Origin of the sequence: Psychrobacter sp. YP14, assembly GCF_003209315.1 — a bacterium.
Classification (GTDB): domain Bacteria; phylum Pseudomonadota; class Gammaproteobacteria; order Pseudomonadales; family Moraxellaceae; genus Psychrobacter; species Psychrobacter raelei.
This window is the reverse complement of record NZ_CP029789.1, coordinates 2,595,134-2,616,996: the sequence shown is the minus strand read 5'-3', so window position 1 is coordinate 2,616,996 and position 21,863 is coordinate 2,595,134. Positions and strand designations below refer to the sequence as shown.

The window sequence follows — 21,863 nt, the reverse complement described above, 5'->3', positions numbered from 1 at the left end:
ATAAACCTCAAGCTTTAACTATCAGCTAAAATGATAAGCCAATAAAAAAGCCACCCAGATCACTGAATGGCGCCTTTTTATGCTTAACGGTTCAACTTTTTTGTCTCAAGCGTTGTAAGCTTATAGACCGGTCTAAGACTTAGGTTTACCACGGCCTCGGCTACTACGGCGACGAGACGGTTTTTTGTCTTCCCCATGTTTAGCGCTGCTGTTTTGAGCCGATGGCTTTTGTTTAGCGTTGGCTTTACCGTCTTTTTTGGTTTGGTTCATGGCGCTGGCTTTAAGCTTGGCAATAAGCTCAAAGTCAATTTGCAATAAGTCCATGTTGACCGCAGCCACTTTAATACGTACTAAGTCGCCTAGACCATAGACCATACCTTTGTCTTGGCCGATAAGTTGCTGCTGCTTTTCATCATAAACGAAGTAGTCTTTACCCACGTTTGAGATGTGCACTAAGCCATCAATAAACAATTCAGTCAAATTGATAAATAGACCGAAGCTGGTGACTGTGGTGACCACACCATCAAACTCTTCACCCACATGATCTTTCATGTAGTGGCATTTTAACCAGCTCTCAACAAAGCGCGAGGCTTTTTCAGCACGGCGCTCCGTATCTGAAGTCTGCTGACCGGCTTCTTCTAGCGTAAAGTCCATTTGCGGTTGTTTTTTACCAGTGACTTTGGCCTTAATAGCACGGTGCAGCATTAAGTCAGGATAACGGCGAATCGGTGAGGTAAAGTGTGAGTATTCATCATAAGCAAGACCGAAGTGACCGATGTTGTCGGGTGAGTAGTTGGCCTGCATCATAGAGCGCAGCAGCATGCTGTGAATACTCACCGCATCTGGACGATCTTTGGTGGCTTCGATAATCCGCTTGTAGTCCGCCTGAGTGGGGTTTTCCTCTGGGAAACTGATACCGAAGTTTTTGGCGTATTCATGCACTGTGCGAGATTTCTCAGAATCTGGCTTATCGTGATTACGGTATAACACGGGCAGCTCATTTTTAAGGGCAAAGTTAGCAGCACAGGTGTTGGCCAATAACATAAGCTCTTCAATCAGCTTGTGCGAGTCACCACGGGTACGTGGCACGATGGCATCAATGCCGCCTTCTTCATTAAACTTAATATAAGTCTCAGGTGTCTCAAACTCCATCGCATTGCGCTCTTCGCGCTTTTTAACCAATACTTTGTATAGCTGATGCATGGTATCGACAGATTTTTTAACGTCTTTATTGCCTGTTAAAGAGTCTGGGACATTTTCCATCTTACCGTCAAAGTAATCATTGACTTGGTTATAAGTCAAACGGGCTTGAGAGTGCATCACAGAAGGGTAGAACTCATAACCGGTGATATTGCCGGCGCGTGATAACTTAATATCGGCGACCATGCATAGACGGTCAACGCCTGGGTTTAATGAACACAGGCCATTAGACAATACTTCTGGTAGCATCGGTACCACATGATGTGGGAAATATACAGAAGTACCCCGCTCGAAGGCTTCATGGTCTAATGCTGAATTGGGGGTGACATAATGGCTCACATCGGCGATGGCCACTACCACACGGTAGTTACCGCCTGGACGCTTCTCCGCATATACCGCATCGTCAAAGTCGCGTGAATCTTCACCATCAATGGTGACCATTGGCAAGTCGCGGATATCAATGCGGCCTTGCAAATCTTTCTTGTTAGGCTCTTTATAACTATTGGCTTGCTTGATAACACCTGCACCAAATTCGCTTGGGATATCATAGTTAAGCAAAGTGGTTTCAATAATTACCTCACGGTCATTATCATCATCCATCACGTTAACGATTTTACCGGTGGCAAATTCGTGTTGAGTCGGCCAATCGATAATGTCGACTTTTACCGCAACACCTGGCTTGGCATTCACTGCCTTGACATTGTCTTCGGTAACGGTAATCGGTTGATGATTGTTGGGGCTTGCCAAAGATACGGTATAGCCTTCATCATCTTTTTCTAAGGTACCGATAAAGTGGGTCTGTTGGCGATCGATAACCTCAACAATACGTCCTTCAGTGCGGCCACGATTATCGGTGGTAGTGCCGATAGCATTAACGGTATCGCCGTTGAATACCCAGCGCATCTGTTTTTCATGCAAAAACAAATCTGGCATGTCATCAAGTACCAAAAAGCCGAAGCCTTTGGCATGCGCTGATACGGTACCTGTGACCACATCTTGCTTTGTCACAGCGCGGTATTTATAAGGTCTACCTTCACGGTTGACTTGGCCATCACGGGCCATGGCCTTTAGGCGGTTGCCTAAAGCGTCAAATTGATCTTCATTGTCAATCCCAAAAGATTGAGCCAATTGTTTGTGAGTAAGCTCTCCTTGATCGGCCAAGGTTTGCAAAATAAGCAAGCGGCTTGGGATAGGATTTTCGTAGTTTTGAGCTTCTTGTTGTGCGTTAGGATCGTTCCAGGTCATATAATACCGTATGAGTTATTTGTGTTTTAATTTAAATGTAAGGGTGGTCTGATAGTTCAAGTGATTTGATAGTTAAATTGACCAAGTCAGTGTTTATAAATAAGGTGACTGTTTTGGTCTCACAACCGATTTTTTCGTGCTAAGTTGAGTAGCCATATAGGCTAATAAACACGGTTTGGTTTAATAGCGCTTTTATTAGGTACTATGTGATTAACTATATAATAAGTGATTCATTATAAGTCAGTACAGGGTAGGGGTATTGAATCGGTTATTAACCCGGTGGCCCTTATTATTTGCTTTTTTTAGCATGTGTACTTATTTTAGCGTGTGTACTTAGTTTGTACTGAGTCTTATAGATAGTCAAATGAAGGTTTTTGTACCATCGAAGCTATATTAACATAAAAAAAGCGTTAATAAGTATGAGCAACGATGATACTACGGGTTAACTAACGTAAACAAAGCGTATTGATTGTGACTGCTTGATTGCCTGCCCTCACTAAAGAGATTGCATTTGTAGTGCAGTTGTCTTGTAAGATTAAGCCATCTAGCCTTGTATGTTGATGTGGCCAGCTTGGTTTTTTTGTGAAATGAGCGTCATTTGACACAAGTTAGCCGACCCCCACCACAATTAGGCCCTAAAAAGTCAAAGCCCCACTGTAATCAGTAGGGCTTTGATGTTTCGTTGATGAAAACTACGAAGAGCATGGTGGCTTATTCAGCTTTGCTTTTTTCGTCTAAATAACGACCGATTTCATCTTTAAGAGCCAATTTACGGCGCTTCATTTCCTCGATTTCTTCTTCACGGCTAACTGACTTAACTACGTCATTTTCAAGCTTACCAATTTCAGTATCTAATTCGTTGTGTTCTTTGAACATTTTTTGGAAATGAGAGTCTGTGTTTTTAAGTTCAGAGATTAAATCACGGTGTTCATGGAACATAGCGTAGTCCTTATTTTCTTGGTTTTATAAACTAAATAAAGCGCTTATCTTAATGTTAAAAGTAGCACCCTATTTAGTGGGAGAGTTTATATTTATTGTTGGCTTTAACTAAATTGTACCCAAAATTGTTGCTAAACACTATGCCTAAAAGCGGTTATTTTGCCAAAATTACAATACTCCTTATCTCATCCATTATTAAGGTAGTGGCCTGACCAAAGGCGCATGATAAGCCAATGTATTGTTTTGGAATACAAAACGTTTAATCTTAATCGTTTAGTTTTATAAATTGCAGTGTTGAGGTTTATCCGCTTGCCGTTTGGGGCGCAAGCTTCGATAATAGGGGTATGAGATAACACGACAATCAGTCAATGGGCTGGCTCATTAATGTCGTGTTTCACCCTTTTTGGTAATAAGACAGCAAATAAAAATTAGATAAGGAGCTTACCATGTTAGACCAAGGTTTATTAGATGCAGTAAAAAGTTACAGTGAAAATATGACTCATCCCATTCGCTTCGTGATCGGTCAAGGTGACCATCCCAAAAAAGCCGAATTGATAGACTTTTTAAAGCAGATTGCCGGTACCACCGACAAAATTAACTTTGATGACGCTGCGACCGATGACAGCTTACCTAGCCCAATTAGCTTCAAGATTATCTCTGAAAAAGACAGTGGCCATAATGAGACAGGTATCGTATTTAGCGGTATCCCAGGCGGGCATGAGTTTACTTCACTAATTTTAGCCATCTTACAAGCCGGTGGTCACACGCTGAAGCTTGATGACAGCATCCAAAAAATGGTGAAGCGTATCGCTCAGCCCTTACAGTTCCAAACTTACGTTTCATTGTCATGCCACAACTGTCCAGAGGTTGTACAAGCATTAAACCAGTTTGCCTTATTAAATGACGGCATCAGCAATGAGATGATTGATGGTGGGCTGTTCCAAGAGCAAGTAGAAGCCAATAACATTCAAGGCGTGCCAGCGGTATTTTTAAACGGCAAACCCTTCTTAAATGGTAAAGTAGATACGGCACGTATCATTGATAAGCTACAAGAACAGTATCCGGATTTATTGGCCGCACCTAGTGAAGATGATGCTGAACAGTTAGAGCGTCAAGATGTGACCGTTATTGGTGGTGGCCCAGCCGGTGTTGCCGCAGCAATTTATACAGCACGTAAGGGTCTAAAAGTGACCATCGTTGCCGACCGTATCGGTGGTCAGGTGAAAGATACCCAAAGCATCGAGAACTTAATCTCTGTGCCATTAACCACAGGTACTGAGCTGTCTGCTAACTTTGAAAAACACCTGAACGAATATAACATCAACATCAAAGAGCATGTGAGTGTCAAAGAGCTGGGCGAAACCGAAGATGAGAACTACACCATCGAGCTAAATACCGGTGAGCAGTTTGAAACCCGCAGTATCATCTTAGCAACTGGTGCGCAGTGGCGTAAGCTGAACGTACCGGGTGAAGATGAATATGTCGGTAGCGGCGTTGCCTACTGTGCGCACTGTGACGGCCCGTTCTTTAAAGGCAAAAAGATTGCTGTTGTGGGCGGTGGTAACTCAGGTGTTGAAGCAGCGCTTGACTTGGCAGGTATCGTTGAGCATGTGACTGTGGTTGAGTTTGCTGATGACTTAAAAGCCGACCAAGTACTGATTAACAAAGCAAAATCAAAAGACAATATTGACTTTATTACCTCAGCGGCGACCAAAGAAATTAAAGCCACTGACGGCAAAGTAAGCTCAATATTGTATGAAGACCGTGCCACAGGCGAAACCAAAGAGCTTGATTTATCAGCGGTATTCGTCCAAATCGGTTTGGTGCCAAATTCAGAATTTGTTAAAGGCTTTGTGGATGTTAACCGCTTTGGTGAGATTGAGATTGATGAAGCTTGTAAGACAGACCGCAAAGGTATCTTTGCTGCTGGTGACGTGACCACCGTTCCCTTTAAGCAAATCAACATTGCGATGGGCGAGGGTTCAAAGGCGGCACTATCAGCGTTTGAATACCTAATGATGCAGTAAGCTGCATGATTTATTAGCCAATATTAAATCATTAGCATCTACTAATATGATCCAATATTGAGCGACTTAGAAAGCCATCCTACGGTGTAGGGTGGCTTTTTTGTTTTCAATAGTCACTGTTAAATGGTTATTAGGTTTATTTGCTTGGAATGCTGTATGGTCTAATACTAAATTTATTGCTTTTAATCGATAAAATAAAACAACCGGTAACGTGAAATGGGCCAGAGGATGGGCGGTATAAAATGAATGATGAACTTAATAACTTGCTGACTCAGCTTCAGCAGCAGCCTGATAATGACCAACTGATGGCATCTCTTGCGCTTTACTATATGCAACATCCAGAGGGTGACAAAGACCTTGAGTATTTAAAAAAAGCTTATCAGATAAATCCCTCTATCGAGAACACTCACAATCTCGCCTTTTGGTCTTTTTTTGAATATGGTGTGGATGATAGTCTGCCGTTGCAACAACAGGTTCTACAACTGGCCCCACACGCTTATTATCCCTATGCGGCTTACGCTCAGATGCTGATATCTAATGAGGTCACTTTTGAAGATGTTCAGCCTGTTTATCATTATCAGGCTGAGGATTATCAAGCGATTATAGCTGTCTCACACACTGCTTTAGAGAAGTTAGATAGGCTCAATCAGTCTCAGTCAGATGGCAGTGAATTTATTTTTTATAACAATATCGCTTATGCATATGCAAAATTAGGTGACTATTTGCAAGCTTTTGCTTACTTCGATAAAAGTGAAAATCATATCAAGGCATTAATAAATGGCGGCAATAGCCAATATGTGGAACCGATTCTTAATGATCATTTGTATTCGGTGTTATTAAATAAAATCCGCTTGCATATCCTAATGGGCAACAAGCAGCAGGCATTGAATTTACTAAAAGATGCCAACAATAATGAAGCGTCTGACACATTAGATTTGGCCGATTTGTACGCCCAGATAGGAGAGTATGATAGGGCAAATAATCTGGTTCAGACCGAGAATGTGGATGTATCCTGGGGCTGGATTTGGTATGCGATTTACAACAGTGATAAGCAGAATTGGCAGCAAAAAATTGAGCAGAAACTGTATCAGGAGCAGGAGATACTATTAGAATATCAGAATGACCTCAAAGTGTTACAAACAAGCCCTAATAGTGAGGATATAGCCGCAAAGCTAAAAGAGTCTGAGGAAGAGATTAGCTATCAAAAAGCAGAGGTTGAAAAATTAGAGACACTATTGGCAAACGACAGACAGCCCAAGCCACAAGACAACATTCTTAATGACTTGCGTGCTATGTATATTGGCTGTTTATTGTTCGGTTGCCAATGTCATCATAACTTATTTGATGACTCTCTCATTAAAAATGATTAGAACACCATCCCTACTTTTAATCATTGTGAAGAAAAGCTTTGGAATAGCGTTATAACCAATCTAACCCTTCCTTTTAAAAAGGGAGGGTTAGTTATGAGCAGATAAAGCTCTACAAAATCAAGCTTTGGTAGAGTGCTATTTTAAAGAGTTAAATCCTATTTTTTCTCTGGCACAAAGCCATCCGCTTCAAAGCCAACTTTGACATGAGTGCTGTCACAAAACGGCTTATGTGCTGAGTGTCCGCAGCGGCACAGATGCACCTCAGTATCACGAGTGATGGTATGACCTGTACCTGTTACCACTTCAACATTACCATAGATGAAGTTTGGACCATTTTTCATTGGCTCAATGCGTAGCTCGCCGCCACTGGCATCTTTGACCTCTGGCAATTTGATTTCAACTGAGGCAGGTTCGCCAGTAGCCTCAAAGTTCACCTCTTTATGACTGCCATCACAATAGGGCTTTTGTTTAGAGTGACCACAGCGGCATAACACCATACGTGTGCCATTGTCTTCACCTTGCACACTGTGTTTGGCATGAATGTAGGACGGCCCATTTTCAGTGACTCGAATGGTATTCACCTTGGGTGCGGTTTCCATCGGTGTGCCATCAGGATGATACACTTGGATGGCGCCAGAGGGGCAGTTGTGAGCAATCTCTAACAGCTCATCTGGTGAGGCGTTTTCAGGATGAATCCATTCGCCGTCTACATTGGGCACAAAAACATCAGGGCGACCTAACACACAGTTGCGTGAGTGAATGCAGCGATTGCTATCAAAGGTAACGGTTGCATTGTCAGACTTAACGACTTCTTTATTATTGTCCATTGGAGCTCCTATTGGCTTGCTAAGCTGACTGGTATCAGTAAACTTGGCTGGCTAGATAGTAAGTGTTTATTAAGGGGCGTTTAGGCGCCTTAACACTAAATAACTATAAGTACTACTAAGTTAATAATACTAAATAATGATATGAGCGATAGAGATAGGTCAGAAAGCAGTCAATCGGATGACCCAACCACTAACATCTATCGCCTTCATTTAAGATATTAGCACTGATTAAACACAAAGGGCTGTATAGAATTCTATACAGCCCTTTATTTAAAATAAATTCATCAGGGAAATCTTCGATAGTTCGATGCTTAGGTTCGATGCTTATTTGTCGTATAGAGTATCTAAGAAGTCCAAATAGCGGTTCCATGAATTTTTATCCGCGTAGGCGTTATAACTGTCAGAGCTTGATTCGGTAAAGGCATGCCCCACGTTGCCATAAGTGGTCATCTCATTAGGCACATTGGCGTCGTCTAGGCGCTCAGCGAGTTTAACAAAGCTGTCAAACGGAGCGACATCATCTGATGTGCCATGAAACACTAAAATATTCCCTTTGGTGTTGTCATAATTTTGACCTGCTGGTGTATCTAGCCCGCCATGAAAAATAACAAAGCCTTTTTGCTCAAACCCAGAACGTGCTAACTCTAACGCCAAGGTACCACCAAAACAGTAGCCCATAGTCACGCCATTGTAGACATCGTTGCCTTCTGCCTGTGCAGCATTTAAGGCACCCGCCATTAAACGGCGCATCTTATTGCGGTCGTTATCAAGCCCGCCTGTTAAGTGCATTTTGTCGTCAACAGAGGTAGGGCGTATCCCTTGACCAAAGGCATCGGCAGCAAAGACGTTATAGCCCTCTTCTGCTAGCATATCGGCACGCATGCGCTCATATTCTGTCAAGCCATCCCAGTCGTGCAATAGCAATATAAAGGGTGCATTCGGCTTATCTGCTTTCGCATAATAACCCTCATAAGGCTCATTATCGACAGTATAGACGACATTTTTAGTCGTAATCGCTGCCGCAGTTTGGGTAAGTCCTACAGTAGCAACACTAAACACAATAGCGCTTAAAGCTGCTTTGGTTGTTGCTAACGTCGTAAATCTGGATAGCATGACGACACCTCGAAGATTGATTAAAAGTGGGTTAAATGGTTACTGCTTATTAAGCTGCGACAGTTAAATCATGAAAGTTAAGCCATGGGATTTAAACCACGAAAATTAAATCATGACAGATTAGTCGTCTAGCTTATCCATTTGCTTGGCCGCTTCATATAAGCCATTTGAGCGATTGCCAGTGCGGCAGAACATCAAAATAGGCTGCTCGGCTTGATTGAAATAATCGGCGAAATCTTCAACATGTTGCATATTTAACTCATTACCTGCAAATGAGATTTCTTTATACGCAACTCCAGCGGCTTTGGCAGCGGCTTCAATCTCAGCGCTGGTGGGCTGGTCTACAGCTTCTCCATCAGGGCGGTTGTTAATGATGGTTTTAAAGCCTTGATCGGCGATTTGTTGAACTTGTTCTGGGGTGATCTGACCTGAGAAGCTGACTTGATGTGACATAAGAAATCCTTATTAACAATAAAATTATGTTTTTTGATGTTATAAAATAATCATAAATACGTGCTATGCGTAACCGGTGACGTCAATATAACTTATAGCAAACCTTGCATCAATGCACTTTGGTAAAGCAGCTTGGCGCGGTGGCCAGAGCCACAAAACAGCATAATAGGTTTTGGTAGCGCGTGATATTGCTCCGCAAAGCGTACGACGGTAGCACGGCTAAGACGCTCTTCATCGAAGGGAATGTGGACATAAGCTAAGTCTTCTTGCTGAGCGGCGACACTTAGCGCTTCACTTGAGGGCTGATGCTCAGTCTCAAGGTCTGGACGAATATTAATCAGTGAGCGATAGCCCATCTGTGACAGCTTTGCGCACTGAGTAGGGTATATTTGCTTATAGATAGTTAACGAGTCGCTCATAATTTTGTGTGTCTAATAAAAGTAAATGGAGGCCACAGACTTTGAGCAGTCAAAGCTTGGGCTTGTGTTAATTTTAGCGTGGTTTTGAACACCAGGTAGTGCTTAATTCGCCTAATGAAATTCTTGTTGCTGCACAGTAGGGTGCTGGTCGTTGTGAAGATTGTCATCGGTTAGTAGGTTAATGGCCTGAACGGTACTCAAAAATACACGTCCGGATAACTCAGTAATCACCGCTGTTTGTTCTATAACATCCATCACCGGCCCCTTAATAAAACTGTAGTGCAAACGCTTATTGTTGGCCACCAGCTCACGGTTTAAGGTGATAAGCATCTCTTGTGCCGTCAAGTCAATGTGGTTGACTGAGGACATAATCAGTACCAACTCAGAAGCTTTAGGGTGCTGGTTGAGCGCTTGCTGGATTTGGCTATGCACTGACTCACTATTACCAAAAAACAAGCTTTCATCAACCCGCATAATCAGTAAATTCTCGTAGGTAATCACATCATGGCGATTTACGTTACGAAAATGCTCGGTGCCTAGTAGGCGGCCTACTACGGCGATATGAGGCTGGCTTGACTGCCAGATCAAGCCAGCAAAAGAGACAATAATGCCGATGACCAAGCCCACATTAAGCCCAAATAGCAGCACCCCAAAAAAGGTGGCTGAAAAGCTTAATGCATCCAGACGATCAGTTTTCCAAGCGCTTTTAAAGGTGCCAAAGTCAATGAGGCTAATAATCGAGGCCATAATCATTGCACCGAGCAGCGCATAGGGCAGCGGCGCTATCATTTGGCTCAAAGACAATAGCGCGATGACCATGACCACCACACTGACCACACTGGCCAAAGGGGTCTTAGCACCAGAATCGACATTGATGGCTGTGCGAGAAAACCCGCCTGCTACCGGAAAGCTTTGGCTAAAACCGCCGGCAATATTGGCCAGACCCAGTCCTCTAAGCTCAGTATTGGCATCGAACTTCTCGCCGCGCAATCGGGCATAGGTACTGGCGACTGAGCTGCTGGAGATAAACACAATAAGCGCCATCAAGCCTGCGGTGGGTAATAAGGTGGCAACTTGTGAAAATGACTCAAATTCAGGCACAGAGAAGCTAGGTAGGCCGCTTGGGATTTCACCAATAGTGCGAATACCTCGGCTTGCCCACTGACCCAAGTAACTTAAGACAATGGCTACCACCACCAGTAGCAGCGGAAACAATCGTCCAGCCCATTTTGCCTGAGCTTGCGGTAGCCAAGATTCCCAGACATAAGCACTGGCATAGCGATTTAATAAAAACAGAACAAAAGCGGTAGCACCAATTAGCAAGGTGGGCAGATGTAAGCTGTTTAACTGGCTAAACATGGAGATGGCATAGCCTGGCAAGGTGTTGCCGCTGACTGCAATATTGGTTAAGTATTTTATCTGGCTAATAAAAATAAGCACCGCCGCCCCACTGACGAAGCCTGCCGATACCCCGCGGCTAATAAACTGCATGATCCAGCCAAGCTTCAGCTTGCCGGCGAGCCATAATATACCGCCCATCATCAGTGCCAATAAGCTGGCAAGCATGATGTATTGCAAACTGCCCTCAACTGCCAGACCATGCAGGCTACTGGCGGTCATGATCGCAGTAATGGCAACGGCGCCGAGTGCTTGTACACTGCTTGAGCCGACCCAGGCGTAGACCAGGACTGGCACGATTGAGGCATATAGCCCGTACACAGGGGGCAATCCCGCTAATACAGCGTAGCCGAGGCTTTGGGGAATTACCAAGATACCAACCACAATACCGGCGATAATGTCAGCGGGTAGGCGAGAGGGGCTATAGTCTGAAACCCAAGCGGGAATCAGCTTTTTAAGCCAGTCTTGCTTTGTGTGCGGGATGAGTGAGGTCGGCTTGTCAGTCACTGTGGCCTCTTACAGATGGCGAGATAAGTTAATATACTTAATTGTATAATATAACAGATGGCGCAAGATAGCTTGAGATAATGAGTAACGGTTATTTTCAAAGTGATAACTCACCCCAGAGTAGGTGGTGACTTTGTATCAGTTTTTTGCGCTAAGCTGGCAAGTTTGATAAATAACCCCCATTATATAATTCTAAATAAAATATATAGTGCTAAATAAAACCAATATCCAAGGCAATAAATCAAACATAAACTGCTGTTATTACAGGCGTTAAACCATAAGAGGTAATTTATCATGACCACAGCACAATCACGACACTTGGTTTGTCCTCACTGCTCAGCCACCAATCGCATTCCTGCTAACCGTATCAATCAAAATCCAGTATGCGGCAAATGCCAAAATGCCTTGCTAATAGGCAAGCCTGTGATATTGAACGCTCAAAGTGCCCCCAAGATCATCCAAAAAAACGAGGTGCTAACCATCGTCGATTTCTGGGCCAGTTGGTGTCAGCCTTGTCATATGATGGCGCCACAGTTCGAGCAGGCCGCAGCTCAATTGCCGCATATTGTCTTTGCTAAGCTACAAACCGATCAGTTTGAGCAGACCGCAGCACCTTATGGTATCCGCAGCTTACCGACTATGGTGGCTTTTAAAGGCGGAAAAGAAATTGCCCGGCAGTCAGGCGCCCTGCCGAGCAATCAAATTGTGCAATGGGTTCAGTCTTTGAGCTAATTTAAAATCTGATTGGGTTAGGCAAAACACACCTGACCCAAGACCACTGTCTTACTGGCACCGGTAACCGCAGGCAGGTTACCGGTGGCACCCATGATGGTCTGACGTGCAAGCCAAGCAAACGCCATGGCTTCTACCCAAGTAGGCGCAATCCCAAAGTCTGCGCTGGTCAGTATTTGCCAGTTTGGCAATAACGCAGCAAGACGCTTAAGCAAATAAGCATTGTAAGCACCGCCACCACACACAATCAGCTCACCACCTGTCATATCAAGTCGAGTCGCTTCTGCGGCAATGGCATCGCTTAAGCTACGGGCACTTAGCTCAGTTAATGTAGCCTGCACGTCTTGCGGATGCAGTTGGGCGTGAGTCTGCTCGGGTAACTGTTCAAGCTGCTGCTGTAACCAGGAGAGATTGAAATCTTCACGTCCAGTGCTTTTGGGCGTGGGCTGGGTAAAATAGGGGTGACTCAGCAACTGATTTAACAGCTCATCATTCACTTGTCCTGACTGCGCCCACTTGGCATCTGTATCGTACAGCTCATTGTCTTTGAGGCTCTCATCAAGACTTGGCGCATGGTATTGGTACCAAGCATCAAGCAGGATGTTGGCCGGGCCGGTGTCATAACCGATCACCGAAGCTGCTTGCTGCTCAGCTGAGCCGGCTGGCAGCACCGTAATGTTAGCAATGCCGCCTAGATTGACGACGATACGGTGGCCACTATTGTGTTGTGACGGCTCTAACGGCGCACCAAACTGGTCTAAATGAAAAGCGGGTGCCAGCGGCGCGCCTTGTCCACCCACCGCCATATCGCGGCGGCGAAAATCGGTGACCACACTAATTCCGGTGCGCTCAGCGATGATATTGGGATCGACCAACTGTAAGCTAAACCCTAAGTTGGGACGGTGACGCACAGTCTGACCATGACAGCCGATGGCTAAGATGGCCTCAGGACTAATGCCTGACTTTTGTAGCAGCTCATTGACCACGGTACTGGCAAATTCGGCATACTCTTGGCTCGCCCAGCCAAACCACTCAAGCTCGCTGTGTGGCTGCTGATCCAAAATAATGTTTTTTACTGGATAGGCAAGCTGGGCGGTACCATTGGGTTGGCACAGTGCCAATAAGGTCTCACGCAGGTGTTCTGGGAAGGGCTGTGAATGGGTGGCCACAATTTTGTCTGCTGCAGCATCTGTAGCCTCTGCGCTATCAAACTGACAAATCACAGCGTCCATACCATCTAGGCTGGTGCCTGACATCATGCCAATGTAGTAGCCGCTATCGAAGCTCTCAAAGAGGGTGTCTGATAAAGCAGACTCTAAGTCTTCTAGATGGCTTTCATGATGATCTAAATGTTCTAAAGAGCTGTCTGAGGGGGGTAAAGAATGGTCTAAAGAGGGTGCGTCAGTATGTGTCATAGGCCTGCTACAGTAGTTGCAATAAAAAAGGGTAGGCTGCCAAAAGGCAGGACTACCCTATTATAGCAAAAGGCGCTTAGTTAAGCTTTTTATTGAAGTTTAATAAGCGGCTTACCATAATCTACCTTATCTGCATTATTGACCAAAACCGCCTCAACAATGCCATTATCTTCACTCAGCACAGGCATCAGTTTAGATAAAACATCGATATAAGCCACAGTTTGACCGACTTGGACGCTATCCCCTGGCTGTACTAATGGTGCCGCAGCCGCATCTTTTCCCAATTGAACATAACCCACATAGGTTGAGGTGATGTGTTTGGCAGCAGGTTTGTTAGAATCACTCTCCTGTTGATCTGCGGCGGCGGTACTATTTTTAGCTGTGGCACTATTTTCAACTGTAGCACTATTTTCAGCTGTGGCATAGCTTGCAGTACTGCTTAGCTGCGATGGGCTACGATTCACCACAGTAATGGACTGAGTGCCCTCACTGATGGTAACTTGCTGTACTGAGCTGTTGGCAACTTTTTTTACCACAGCTTCAATGGTCGTAATGTCCATGTTGCTCCCTTTTTCTCTTCATAATAGGTGCGAAACCATTATTTTAGGTTTATATCATTAGGTAAAATTTAGCGATCTTGTTTAACCGGTGATGTAGTTTGCAATAGTAATGACGCTTAATACACTCATGATAAGCGCAATGATCCAACCAAAAGCGGCAATCCAAATCGGATGCTTATAGCTACCCACAATATTGGAGCGATAAGCGGCAATCAGGATAATAATCATAGCAATAGGTAATATCAGACCATTTAGTGTACCTGCCAAGACCAATAACTGAGCAGGTTTACCCACGGTGGCGAACACAAAGGTAGAGATGAGGATAAAGCCAATAATAAAGTAGCGGCTGTTGCGCTCGATAAAGGGATGAAAATTACTCATAAACGAGACGGATGTGTAAGCTGCACCAATGACAGAAGTAATGGAGGCGGCCCAAATCACAATACCAAAGATAATCTTACCGGCATTGCCTAAAATATGCTCAAAAGGTGACATAGCCGGGTTCGATGGATCGAGCGATACACCCTTAGACACCACACCCAATACTGCTAGGAATAAAAAGACACGTACGATCGATGCTATTAAAATACCTGATACTGAACTGCGAGTGACAGACGGCAGGTTCTCTTCACCACTGACACCCGCCTCCAACAGACGGTGAGCACCGGAGAAAGTGATATAACCACCGACCGTACCACCCACCAAAGTTACGATGGCCATCGCATCAATTTTGCTAGGCATAACAGTCCGAGTCACCGCTTCAGCAAAGGGAGGATTTGATTTGAACATCACATAGATAATCAAAATCAGTAGAATAAAGCCCATCAGCTGAGTAAATCGGTCCATCATAGGTCCCGCTTCACGGCTTAGGAAAATGGCTACCGCAATTACCCCACTAATAAGGGCACCAGTGATGGGGGAGATGTTGAATACAGACTGCATACCCAAACCTGCACCACCGATGTTACCGATGTTAAAAGCCAGCCCGCCAAGCACGACCAAGAAAGTAAGTAAATAGCCAACCCCTGGAAATACTAAGTTAGCCACTTGTTGTGCGCGCATCTTGGAGACAGCGATAACACGCCAAACGTTAAGCTGAACCCCAATATCCATAATGATGGATATTAAGATCACAAAGCCAAAACTTGCCATTAAGCTTTCGGTAAAGGTAGCGGTCTGGGTCAAGAATCCCGGCCCTACAGCGGAGGTCGCCATTAAGAAAGCGGCTCCTAATATTGCGGTGTTTTTCTTTTTTAATGCTGTCATAAACATCCTTGTTGTCGGTGAGCTGTCAGGAGTAGTCTTAAAATATTTTAAGGTTAAAGGGGTGTTTACACACTCAAATTAAGATCATCAGATACAAATGAGAATGCCTTGTTGCTCAAGCTTTTGCTTAATCTCAGCTGCGAACTGCACAGCATGCTCACTGTCACCATGGAGGCAAATACTTTGGGCTTCCACAGGTACTTGAACTCCATCTACACTGGTCACGATGCCTTGGGTAATCATTTGTAGAGCGTGCTGGGCTGCTTGGGTCGCATCGGTAATCAGTGCATTGTCTTTGCTTCGGGCAACCAAAGAGCCATCGCTTTCGTAGTTACGATCAGCAAAGACTTCGGAGATTGAGGTTAAGCCTTGAGCCTTAGCGACGCTGATTAGGTAACTACCCGATAGCCCCATAATTGCTAGGCTTGGATCAAAGTTTTTGACCGCATTGACAATAATTTTAGCCAACTTCTCATCCTTAGCCGCCTGATTATATAAAGCGCCATGCGGCTTGACATAACTTAGCTTAACGCCAACCAAATCGCACATGGCTTTTGCTGCACCCAGCTGATAATGAATCAGGGCACGGCACTCTTCTTCTGGTAGCTGCTGTGCGGTGCGCCCAAAGTTATCTCTGTCATCAAAGCCAGGATGTGCCCCGACTCGTACATTATGCTGTTTGGCCAGTTTTAAGGTTTCAAGCATGTGCTGATACGAGCCGGCATGTAAACCACAGCTGACATTAGCAGAGCTAATAATATTCATTAAAGCAATATCTTGGCCACAGCCTTCAGCCACATCTGCATTCAAATCAATAGTTTGCAGATTATTAACAGGTAAATTAGTGGTCATAAGCATATTTCCTAATACGTTCAATATAACGGTGTCTGTCTTGACGGGCTTGTATTGCCTCTTGTATAGAGACCATTTTAAATTGGCATTTTTGGCCAAAACGGGTCTGTGCCATCAGTCCAATATCCGCCTCAATAATGGTGGCAATCTTAGGGTAGCCACCTGTCGTTTGGGCATCGGCCATTAATACAATGGGTTGGCCTTGAGGGGGCACCTGAATCATGCCTGCGGCCACGCCATGCGAGCTCATCTCTGACTTTTGAGCAAACTCAAGTATATTTTCACCAATACAGCGATAGCCCATACGGTTGCTGCTGGTATCGACTTGCCACAGCTGATTCTCAAAGTTGTGTTTGGCAGCCTCAGTAAAGTGGTCGTATTCACTGTTGGCAATAACGCGGATTTGGGGCGCGCTGCTATCAAGATGGGAAGCTGGCATACGAGGAGCGGCCACGCCAATCTCGCTGGTATGCCTATGTGCTGAGTCTAGTTTGGCGACTTTAACGCTATCTTGTGGCTGCAAAAACCGCCCGTTTAAGCCACCAAATTCGGCCTTAGTATTGGTGCTTTTTGAGCCCAGAACAGCCTCAATATCAAAGCCGCCTTGCACTGCAAAATAGGTATACATGCCTTGCAGGGGGCGCACAAGCTTTAAGGTTTGTCCAGCCTGAGCCGTAATGCGCCAATAAGCGTACACCCGCTGCTCATCGAGATAGGCCTCATACAATCCCCCAGTCAAGCAAAAGCAAGTATTTTGCTCGAATTGCACGCTAAAGCTGCCTAAAGTAATTTCAATGGCAGCCGTATCTAATGGGTTTTGTAATAAAGCATTGGCAGCTTTTAATGCCCAAGGATCCATGGCTCCATTTGTGCCCACGCCTAGGCTACGAAAGCCAAAGCGCCCCAAATCTTGAAAACTGGCTAAGGCATTTGAGGCTAAAATCTTCATAATCAGTGGCCTATCCCTTGTTTACGAGTAATGAATATCAAGCACCGTGTCCCTTGTTTACGAGTAATGAATATCAAGCACCGTGAACTGCAGAGTATCTCCTGCACTCAGTGCGGTCGGCGGGTTTTGTGTCAAATCAAACAGCGGCATCTGAGTACGCCCCAGCAATTGCCAACCGCCTGGGGAGGAGAATGGGTATACCCCCGTTTGTTCACCGCCAATACCGACCGAGCCTGCTGGAACCTGAGTACGCGGTGTCTCTCGCCTTGGGAAATAAAGCTTTTCTGATAAGCCGCCCAAGTAAGGAAATCCTGGCTGAAATCCAATAAAGTAAACGGTATAAATTGCCTCGCTGTGTAGCTTTACCACCTCTTCTACAGACAAGCCTAACGCCTGAGCCATCGGCTTTAGGTCAGGGCCATATTCGCCGCCATATTGCACGGGTATCTGAATATGCTTGCCTTGAATGCTTTGACCCTCTGTTTGTTTTATCAGCTGTGTTAGGTGTTGTTTTAGCTCATTTAGCTCAATAAAAGTTAATGGCTGGGTAAAAACGCTCAAAGTATTCATACCAATGACGACTTCGGTCACCGTCAGCAGCTTGCGAATACGATCAGCCAAAGCCCAGCAAAGCTGCTGCTTTTGTAGGGTGATAGGCTTAGCAAAATGTAGCGTTAAATTGGTCTCACTACATAATTGCCAAGTGGGCTGGTCAGGGCTGTTGAGTTCAGCATTACTGATCAAGTTTGGCATGCCTTAAGTCCTTTAAGGGTTGATAATATAGAGTCAATTAAATATTTTGCTCAATCCACTGTTCTAAATAATGGATACTAACCTCACCTTCTTGAAAGCCTTTATCCTCAAACAAGCGCTTATGTAAAGCTAAATTGGTATCAATGCCTTCTATGCTAGCTTCCTTGAGTGCTGCTTGCATATAATTCACTGCCGTGGCTCTGTCTGCTGCATAAACACATATTTTGGCCACCAGACTGTCATAAGAGGGGGGAATCACTGAGCCTGACTCAACATGACTGTCGACACGTACGCCCATACCTGCAGGGAAGTGGCAATAGCTGATTTTGCCGGGTGTGGGTAAAAAGGTGTAAGGATTTTCGGCATTAATTCGGCATTCAAACGCATGGCCAGAAAGCTTAACGTCAGTCTGTTGATACGATAAAGGTAGACCTGCAGCTACGGTAATTTGAGCTTGGACAATATCAATACCACTCACCAACTCGGTGATGGTATGTTCCACTTGAATGCGGGTATTCATCTCGATGAAAAAAAACTCGCCATTTTCATATAAAAATTCAAACGTACCCGCACCAACATAGCCCATTCTCTTGCAGGCATTAACGCAGGCCTCACCAATTTGTTGACGCTGTGATTCACTGATACCTGGAGCAGGGGCTTCTTCAATCACTTTTTGATGGCGGCGCTGCATTGAGCAATCACGCTCACCTAAGTGAATCGCGTGGCCTTGGGTATCGGCCAAGACTTGCACCTCGATATGACGTGGTTTTTGTAAATAACGTTCAAGATATACCACAGAATCACCAAAGTTGGCTTCCGCTTCACTCTTGGTCATTGCAATGGCTTTAAGCAGCTCACTTTGTTTGTCGACCACACGCATACCACGGCCACCACCACCGCTGGCCGCTTTAATAATCACCGGATAGCCGACCTTCTCGGCGAGTGCCAATACCTCATTTTCAGTTTCTGGCAAGGCGCCCTCAGAGCCAGGGACACAAGGAACACCCGCTAGTAGCATTTGTTTTTTGGCTTCTACTTTGTCGCCCATTTGACGAATGTTTTGTGCAGTAGGGCCAATAAAAACCAATCCTGCGTCAGTTACCGCTTCAGCAAAAGCGGCGTTTTCGGCTAAAAATCCATAGCCGGGGTGAATGGCTTCAGCACCGCTCATGAGTGCTGCTGAAATGATGGCTTCTTGGTTTAAATAACTTTTAGGAGCAGGTGCAGGACCTATACAAACACTTTCATCTGCTAATCTTACAGCAAGCGTATCTTTATCTGATTGAGAATATACCACCACTGATTTAATGCCCATTTGTTGACAGGCACGGACAATACGTAGGGCAATCTCACCCCTATTGGCTATCAGAATTTTTTTGAACATATCGGCTTCCTTGCAGAGGCAGGTTAAAGGTTACACAGGGTAATAATGCGTGTCATAAAATGATAAATAAAGCAGAGGGTACGAATTTGCTTTACAGCGTGCGAGTTTCAAATAAAGGCTGATCAAATTCGACCACATCACCTTCTTTGATTAATATCTTCTCGATGACACAGTCAGTCTCCGCTTTGACTTCATGCATAATTTTCATCGCTTCAATCACACATAGGGTATCACCAGCTTTGATGCTATCACCAACGTGAACAAACACCTCAGCATTAGGCTCAGGGCGTAGGTAAAACGTGCCCATCATCGGCGCGATAACGGTTGTCTTGGTGGCCAAGTCAGCAGATTTTGCAGTGTCTTGATCACAAGAGGGCGTAGCAGTTGATGAGGCTGCGGGGATATTTTGAGTCTGTGCTTGGGTATTTGTGACATGATGAGTGGTAGGGCTATGCGCTAACTCAGCGGTATTGGCTAAGCTTGCCGCCTGACAAACAACATGTATGCGCTGAGATCCATCCACCACTTCTAATGATTGAATATTTGAGCGTTCAGCGAGCGCAATTATTTTTTCTAAATGATCAAAATCTATATTCATTATGATTCCTTAAACGCAAAACACAGTTAGAAGCAAGGACATACAGGTTAGTCAATTAACAGCTGTCTAGTAAAAATCCTGCAAATAGCACAAAAACTACAACGCCAAACCCGTTGGGTAAAGACGGCCTAAAACCACCTAAACAATCATTAAAGGTTAATATAATAAGCGCATGGATTGAGTAGATTCGTTTAACTTGGGCTATAAATTATCATAGCTTATAAAAGACAAAATATAAAATCATCTAGACAAATTATCGAAAAAAAATTGTTTTTTTTTACATCCGAGGTTTTTGACCCTAATAAAATTTTTTTTAATAGCGCCAAAAATAGAAATCAAAACAGACAAGCTTTTGCCAAATCTAAGCCCAAAACGGCGACTAACATAGCTTTTTGCTAAATTCTTCATTAAAATCCTAGCATTCATTTTTTATACTCATTAACATAGTCCTGATTAGACTGTCATTTCCTATTCATTACCCAACTATTGAGGCAATTATGAGCCAAGCGACATCAGAACAATCATCAAGTCCATCCAATGCTTTAAGTCTAGACGAGCAGCTGGCTATCATTAAGCGCGGCACTCATGAGATTTTTTCAGAAGAAGATTTGGTGGCCAAACTAAAGCTGGGCCGTCCCTTAAAAATTAAAGCCGGCTTTGACCCCACCGCCCCAGATTTACACTTAGGGCATACAGTACTAATCAATAAATTAAAGCATTTTCAAGATTTAGGCCATGAGATCTATTTTTTGATTGGGGACTATACTGCTAAAATTGGTGACCCTTCTGGTAAGAATACTACCCGTCCACCGCTTACCGATGAGCAGGTGATGGCCAATGCTAAGACTTATGCTGAACAGGTTTTTAAAATCTTAGATAAAGAGAAAACCAACGTAGTATTTAACTCACAGTGGTTCAATGACATGAGCGCCGGCGATATGATTCAGTTGGCAAGCCAGTTAACCGTATCGCGTATGCTTGAACGTGATGACTTTGCTAAGCGCTATGCCTCACAAACTCCGATTGCTATCCATGAATTCTTATATCCATTAGTACAAGGATATGACTCAATTGCGCTTGAAGCGGACGTTGAGATGGGGGGGACTGATCAGACCTTTAACCTATTAATGGGGCGCACCTTACAAGGCCGTTATGGCCATGAAGCGCAAGTGTGCATTACTGTGCCTATCTTAGAGGGGTTAGATGGCGTTAATAAAATGTCAAAATCACTTGGCAATTACGTCGGTATCGAAGACGCACCGGGTACCATGTACCAAAAAATCTTATCTATGCCAGACTCGCTTATCCATCGCTACTTTGAGTTTTTAAGCTTTAAGCCCATGAGCGAAGTGGACGCCTTAATGGCTGAGATGGCAGCCGGCCGTAATCCGCAAGAGATTAAGCGCATCCTAGCTGAAGAGCTCATCGAGCGTTTCCACGGTGCCGAAGCGGCAGCAAATGCCCACAAATCAGCCGGTAACGTCTTAGCCGATGGTGAGTTACCTGTTGATTTACCAGAGGTAACTTTAGAGCTAGAGGCTGGTCAAGAGGCGTTATTTATCACTCAAATCTTAAACCAAGCAGACTTGGCCAAAAACAGCGCTGCTGCCAAAGACATGCTAAAGCGCAATGCAGTGAAGGTAGATGGTGAGGAAGTAAACGCAGGCTTTAGCCTAACCTCTGGTCAATCGGTAGTTATTCAAGCGGGTAAAAAGGCTTTTGCTAAAGTGACCATTGCTTAATAAGCGGGCCGTCTCAAACCTCGTAAATGAGTCTGGGTATCAAGCACTTTGCAAGATGCTCAAGGCTCTTTAAGCTCTAAATCATTATTGAGCAATAACCATTAATGGTAAACA

The 21,863-nt window shown here is 44.4% G+C and carries 19 protein-coding genes; 4 read left to right on the top strand and 15 right to left on the bottom strand.

Translation table 11 applies throughout. The features are described 5' to 3' along the window. Window positions 1-132 precede the first annotated feature (132 nt). On the bottom strand, window positions 133-2,445 hold the full coding sequence (gene rnr, locus DLE54_RS10755) for a ribonuclease R (RefSeq protein WP_110817139.1): 2,313 nt from the start codon (window positions 2,443-2,445) through the stop codon (window positions 133-135). A gap of 711 nt (window positions 2,446-3,156) precedes the next feature. Further along, on the bottom strand, window positions 3,157-3,384 hold the full coding sequence (locus tag DLE54_RS10750) for a YdcH family protein (RefSeq protein ID WP_011961448.1): 228 nt from the start codon (window positions 3,382-3,384) through the stop codon (window positions 3,157-3,159). A 446-nt stretch (window positions 3,385-3,830) separates the two neighbouring features. Between DLE54_RS10750 and ahpF the strand changes: the two genes are divergently transcribed. Both ahpF and DLE54_RS10740 read left to right on the top strand, forming a co-directional pair. Further along, window positions 3,831-5,411, top strand: coding sequence for an alkyl hydroperoxide reductase subunit F (ahpF, locus tag DLE54_RS10745; protein WP_110817138.1), 1,581 nt, complete (start codon window positions 3,831-3,833; stop codon window positions 5,409-5,411). Between the two features lie 242 nt (window positions 5,412-5,653). Further along, window positions 5,654-6,781: a tetratricopeptide repeat protein gene (locus DLE54_RS10740; RefSeq protein ID WP_110817137.1), complete on the top strand. Its 1,128-nt coding sequence runs from the start codon at window positions 5,654-5,656 to the stop codon at window positions 6,779-6,781. A gap of 155 nt (window positions 6,782-6,936) precedes the next feature. Here DLE54_RS10740 and DLE54_RS10735 read toward each other — a convergent pair whose 3' ends face one another. The 5 genes from DLE54_RS10735 to DLE54_RS10715 all read right to left on the bottom strand — a co-directional run bounded on the left by DLE54_RS10735 (window position 6,937) and on the right by DLE54_RS10715 (window position 11,498). Then, window positions 6,937-7,608, bottom strand: a complete 672-nt coding sequence (locus tag DLE54_RS10735) for a CDGSH iron-sulfur domain-containing protein (protein ID WP_110817136.1) — start codon at window positions 7,606-7,608, stop codon at window positions 6,937-6,939. A 324-nt stretch (window positions 7,609-7,932) separates the two neighbouring features. Continuing rightward, entirely contained in the window at window positions 7,933-8,721 is a 789-nt protein-coding gene (locus DLE54_RS10730) for a dienelactone hydrolase family protein (RefSeq protein ID WP_110817135.1), read from the bottom strand. 120 nt (window positions 8,722-8,841) lie between these two features. After that, window positions 8,842-9,174 carry a TIGR01244 family sulfur transferase gene (locus DLE54_RS10725; protein WP_011961446.1) on the bottom strand — a complete coding sequence of 111 codons (333 nt, stop codon included), beginning with the start codon at window positions 9,172-9,174 and terminating at the stop codon, window positions 8,842-8,844. A gap of 92 nt (window positions 9,175-9,266) precedes the next feature. Then, window positions 9,267-9,593, bottom strand: a complete 327-nt coding sequence (locus tag DLE54_RS10720) for a beta-lactamase hydrolase domain-containing protein (RefSeq protein WP_011961445.1) — start codon at window positions 9,591-9,593, stop codon at window positions 9,267-9,269. Between the two features lie 111 nt (window positions 9,594-9,704). Then, the gene (locus tag DLE54_RS10715; protein ID WP_110817134.1) at window positions 9,705-11,498 is read right to left on the bottom strand and encodes a SulP family inorganic anion transporter; all 1,794 of its coding nucleotides are present in this window, start codon (window positions 11,496-11,498) and stop codon (window positions 9,705-9,707) included. A gap of 294 nt (window positions 11,499-11,792) precedes the next feature. On the opposite strand from DLE54_RS10715, the gene trxA reads away from it, so the two are divergent. Further along, window positions 11,793-12,230 (top strand): thioredoxin, encoded by a 438-nt coding sequence (gene trxA / locus DLE54_RS10710; RefSeq protein WP_110817133.1) that lies wholly within the window; start codon window positions 11,793-11,795, stop codon window positions 12,228-12,230. A 17-nt stretch (window positions 12,231-12,247) separates the two neighbouring features. On the opposite strand, the gene DLE54_RS10705 is transcribed toward trxA, so the two are convergent. The 8 genes from DLE54_RS10705 to accB all read right to left on the bottom strand — a co-directional run bounded on the left by DLE54_RS10705 (window position 12,248) and on the right by accB (window position 20,007). Next, window positions 12,248-13,645 carry an anhydro-N-acetylmuramic acid kinase gene (locus DLE54_RS10705; RefSeq protein ID WP_110817132.1) on the bottom strand — a complete coding sequence of 466 codons (1,398 nt, stop codon included), beginning with the start codon at window positions 13,643-13,645 and terminating at the stop codon, window positions 12,248-12,250. A gap of 89 nt (window positions 13,646-13,734) precedes the next feature. Then, complete coding sequence (locus DLE54_RS10700) at window positions 13,735-14,205, bottom strand: acetyl-CoA carboxylase biotin carboxyl carrier protein (RefSeq protein ID WP_110817131.1); 471 nt, start codon at window positions 14,203-14,205, stop codon at window positions 13,735-13,737. An 81-nt stretch (window positions 14,206-14,286) separates the two neighbouring features. Then, entirely contained in the window at window positions 14,287-15,471 is a 1,185-nt protein-coding gene (locus tag DLE54_RS10695) for an NRAMP family divalent metal transporter (protein ID WP_011961439.1), read from the bottom strand. A gap of 87 nt (window positions 15,472-15,558) precedes the next feature. Further along, a complete protein-coding gene (gene pxpA, locus DLE54_RS10690) occupies window positions 15,559-16,323 on the bottom strand; it encodes a 5-oxoprolinase subunit PxpA (protein WP_197708891.1) in 765 nt (254 codons plus the stop codon). Next, the gene (locus tag DLE54_RS10685; protein WP_110817130.1) at window positions 16,313-17,272 is read right to left on the bottom strand and encodes a biotin-dependent carboxyltransferase family protein; all 960 of its coding nucleotides are present in this window, start codon (window positions 17,270-17,272) and stop codon (window positions 16,313-16,315) included. Before DLE54_RS10685 ends, pxpA begins: the two co-directional genes overlap by 11 nt. A 57-nt stretch (window positions 17,273-17,329) precedes the next feature. Further along, window positions 17,330-18,025, bottom strand: coding sequence for a 5-oxoprolinase subunit PxpB (gene pxpB, locus DLE54_RS10680; RefSeq protein WP_011961436.1), 696 nt, complete (start codon window positions 18,023-18,025; stop codon window positions 17,330-17,332). Window positions 18,026-18,062: 37 nt separating this feature from the next. Then, window positions 18,063-19,409 carry an acetyl-CoA carboxylase biotin carboxylase subunit gene (accC, locus tag DLE54_RS10675; RefSeq protein ID WP_110817129.1) on the bottom strand — a complete coding sequence of 449 codons (1,347 nt, stop codon included), beginning with the start codon at window positions 19,407-19,409 and terminating at the stop codon, window positions 18,063-18,065. Window positions 19,410-19,500: 91 nt separating this feature from the next. Continuing rightward, window positions 19,501-20,007, bottom strand: a complete 507-nt coding sequence (gene accB, locus DLE54_RS10670; protein ID WP_110817128.1) for an acetyl-CoA carboxylase biotin carboxyl carrier protein — start codon at window positions 20,005-20,007, stop codon at window positions 19,501-19,503. A gap of 497 nt (window positions 20,008-20,504) precedes the next feature. Here accB and tyrS point away from each other — a divergent pair, with 497 nt between their 5' ends. Further along, window positions 20,505-21,749 (top strand): tyrosine--tRNA ligase, encoded by a 1,245-nt coding sequence (gene tyrS / locus DLE54_RS10665; protein ID WP_011961433.1) that lies wholly within the window; start codon window positions 20,505-20,507, stop codon window positions 21,747-21,749. Window positions 21,750-21,863 lie beyond the last annotated feature (114 nt).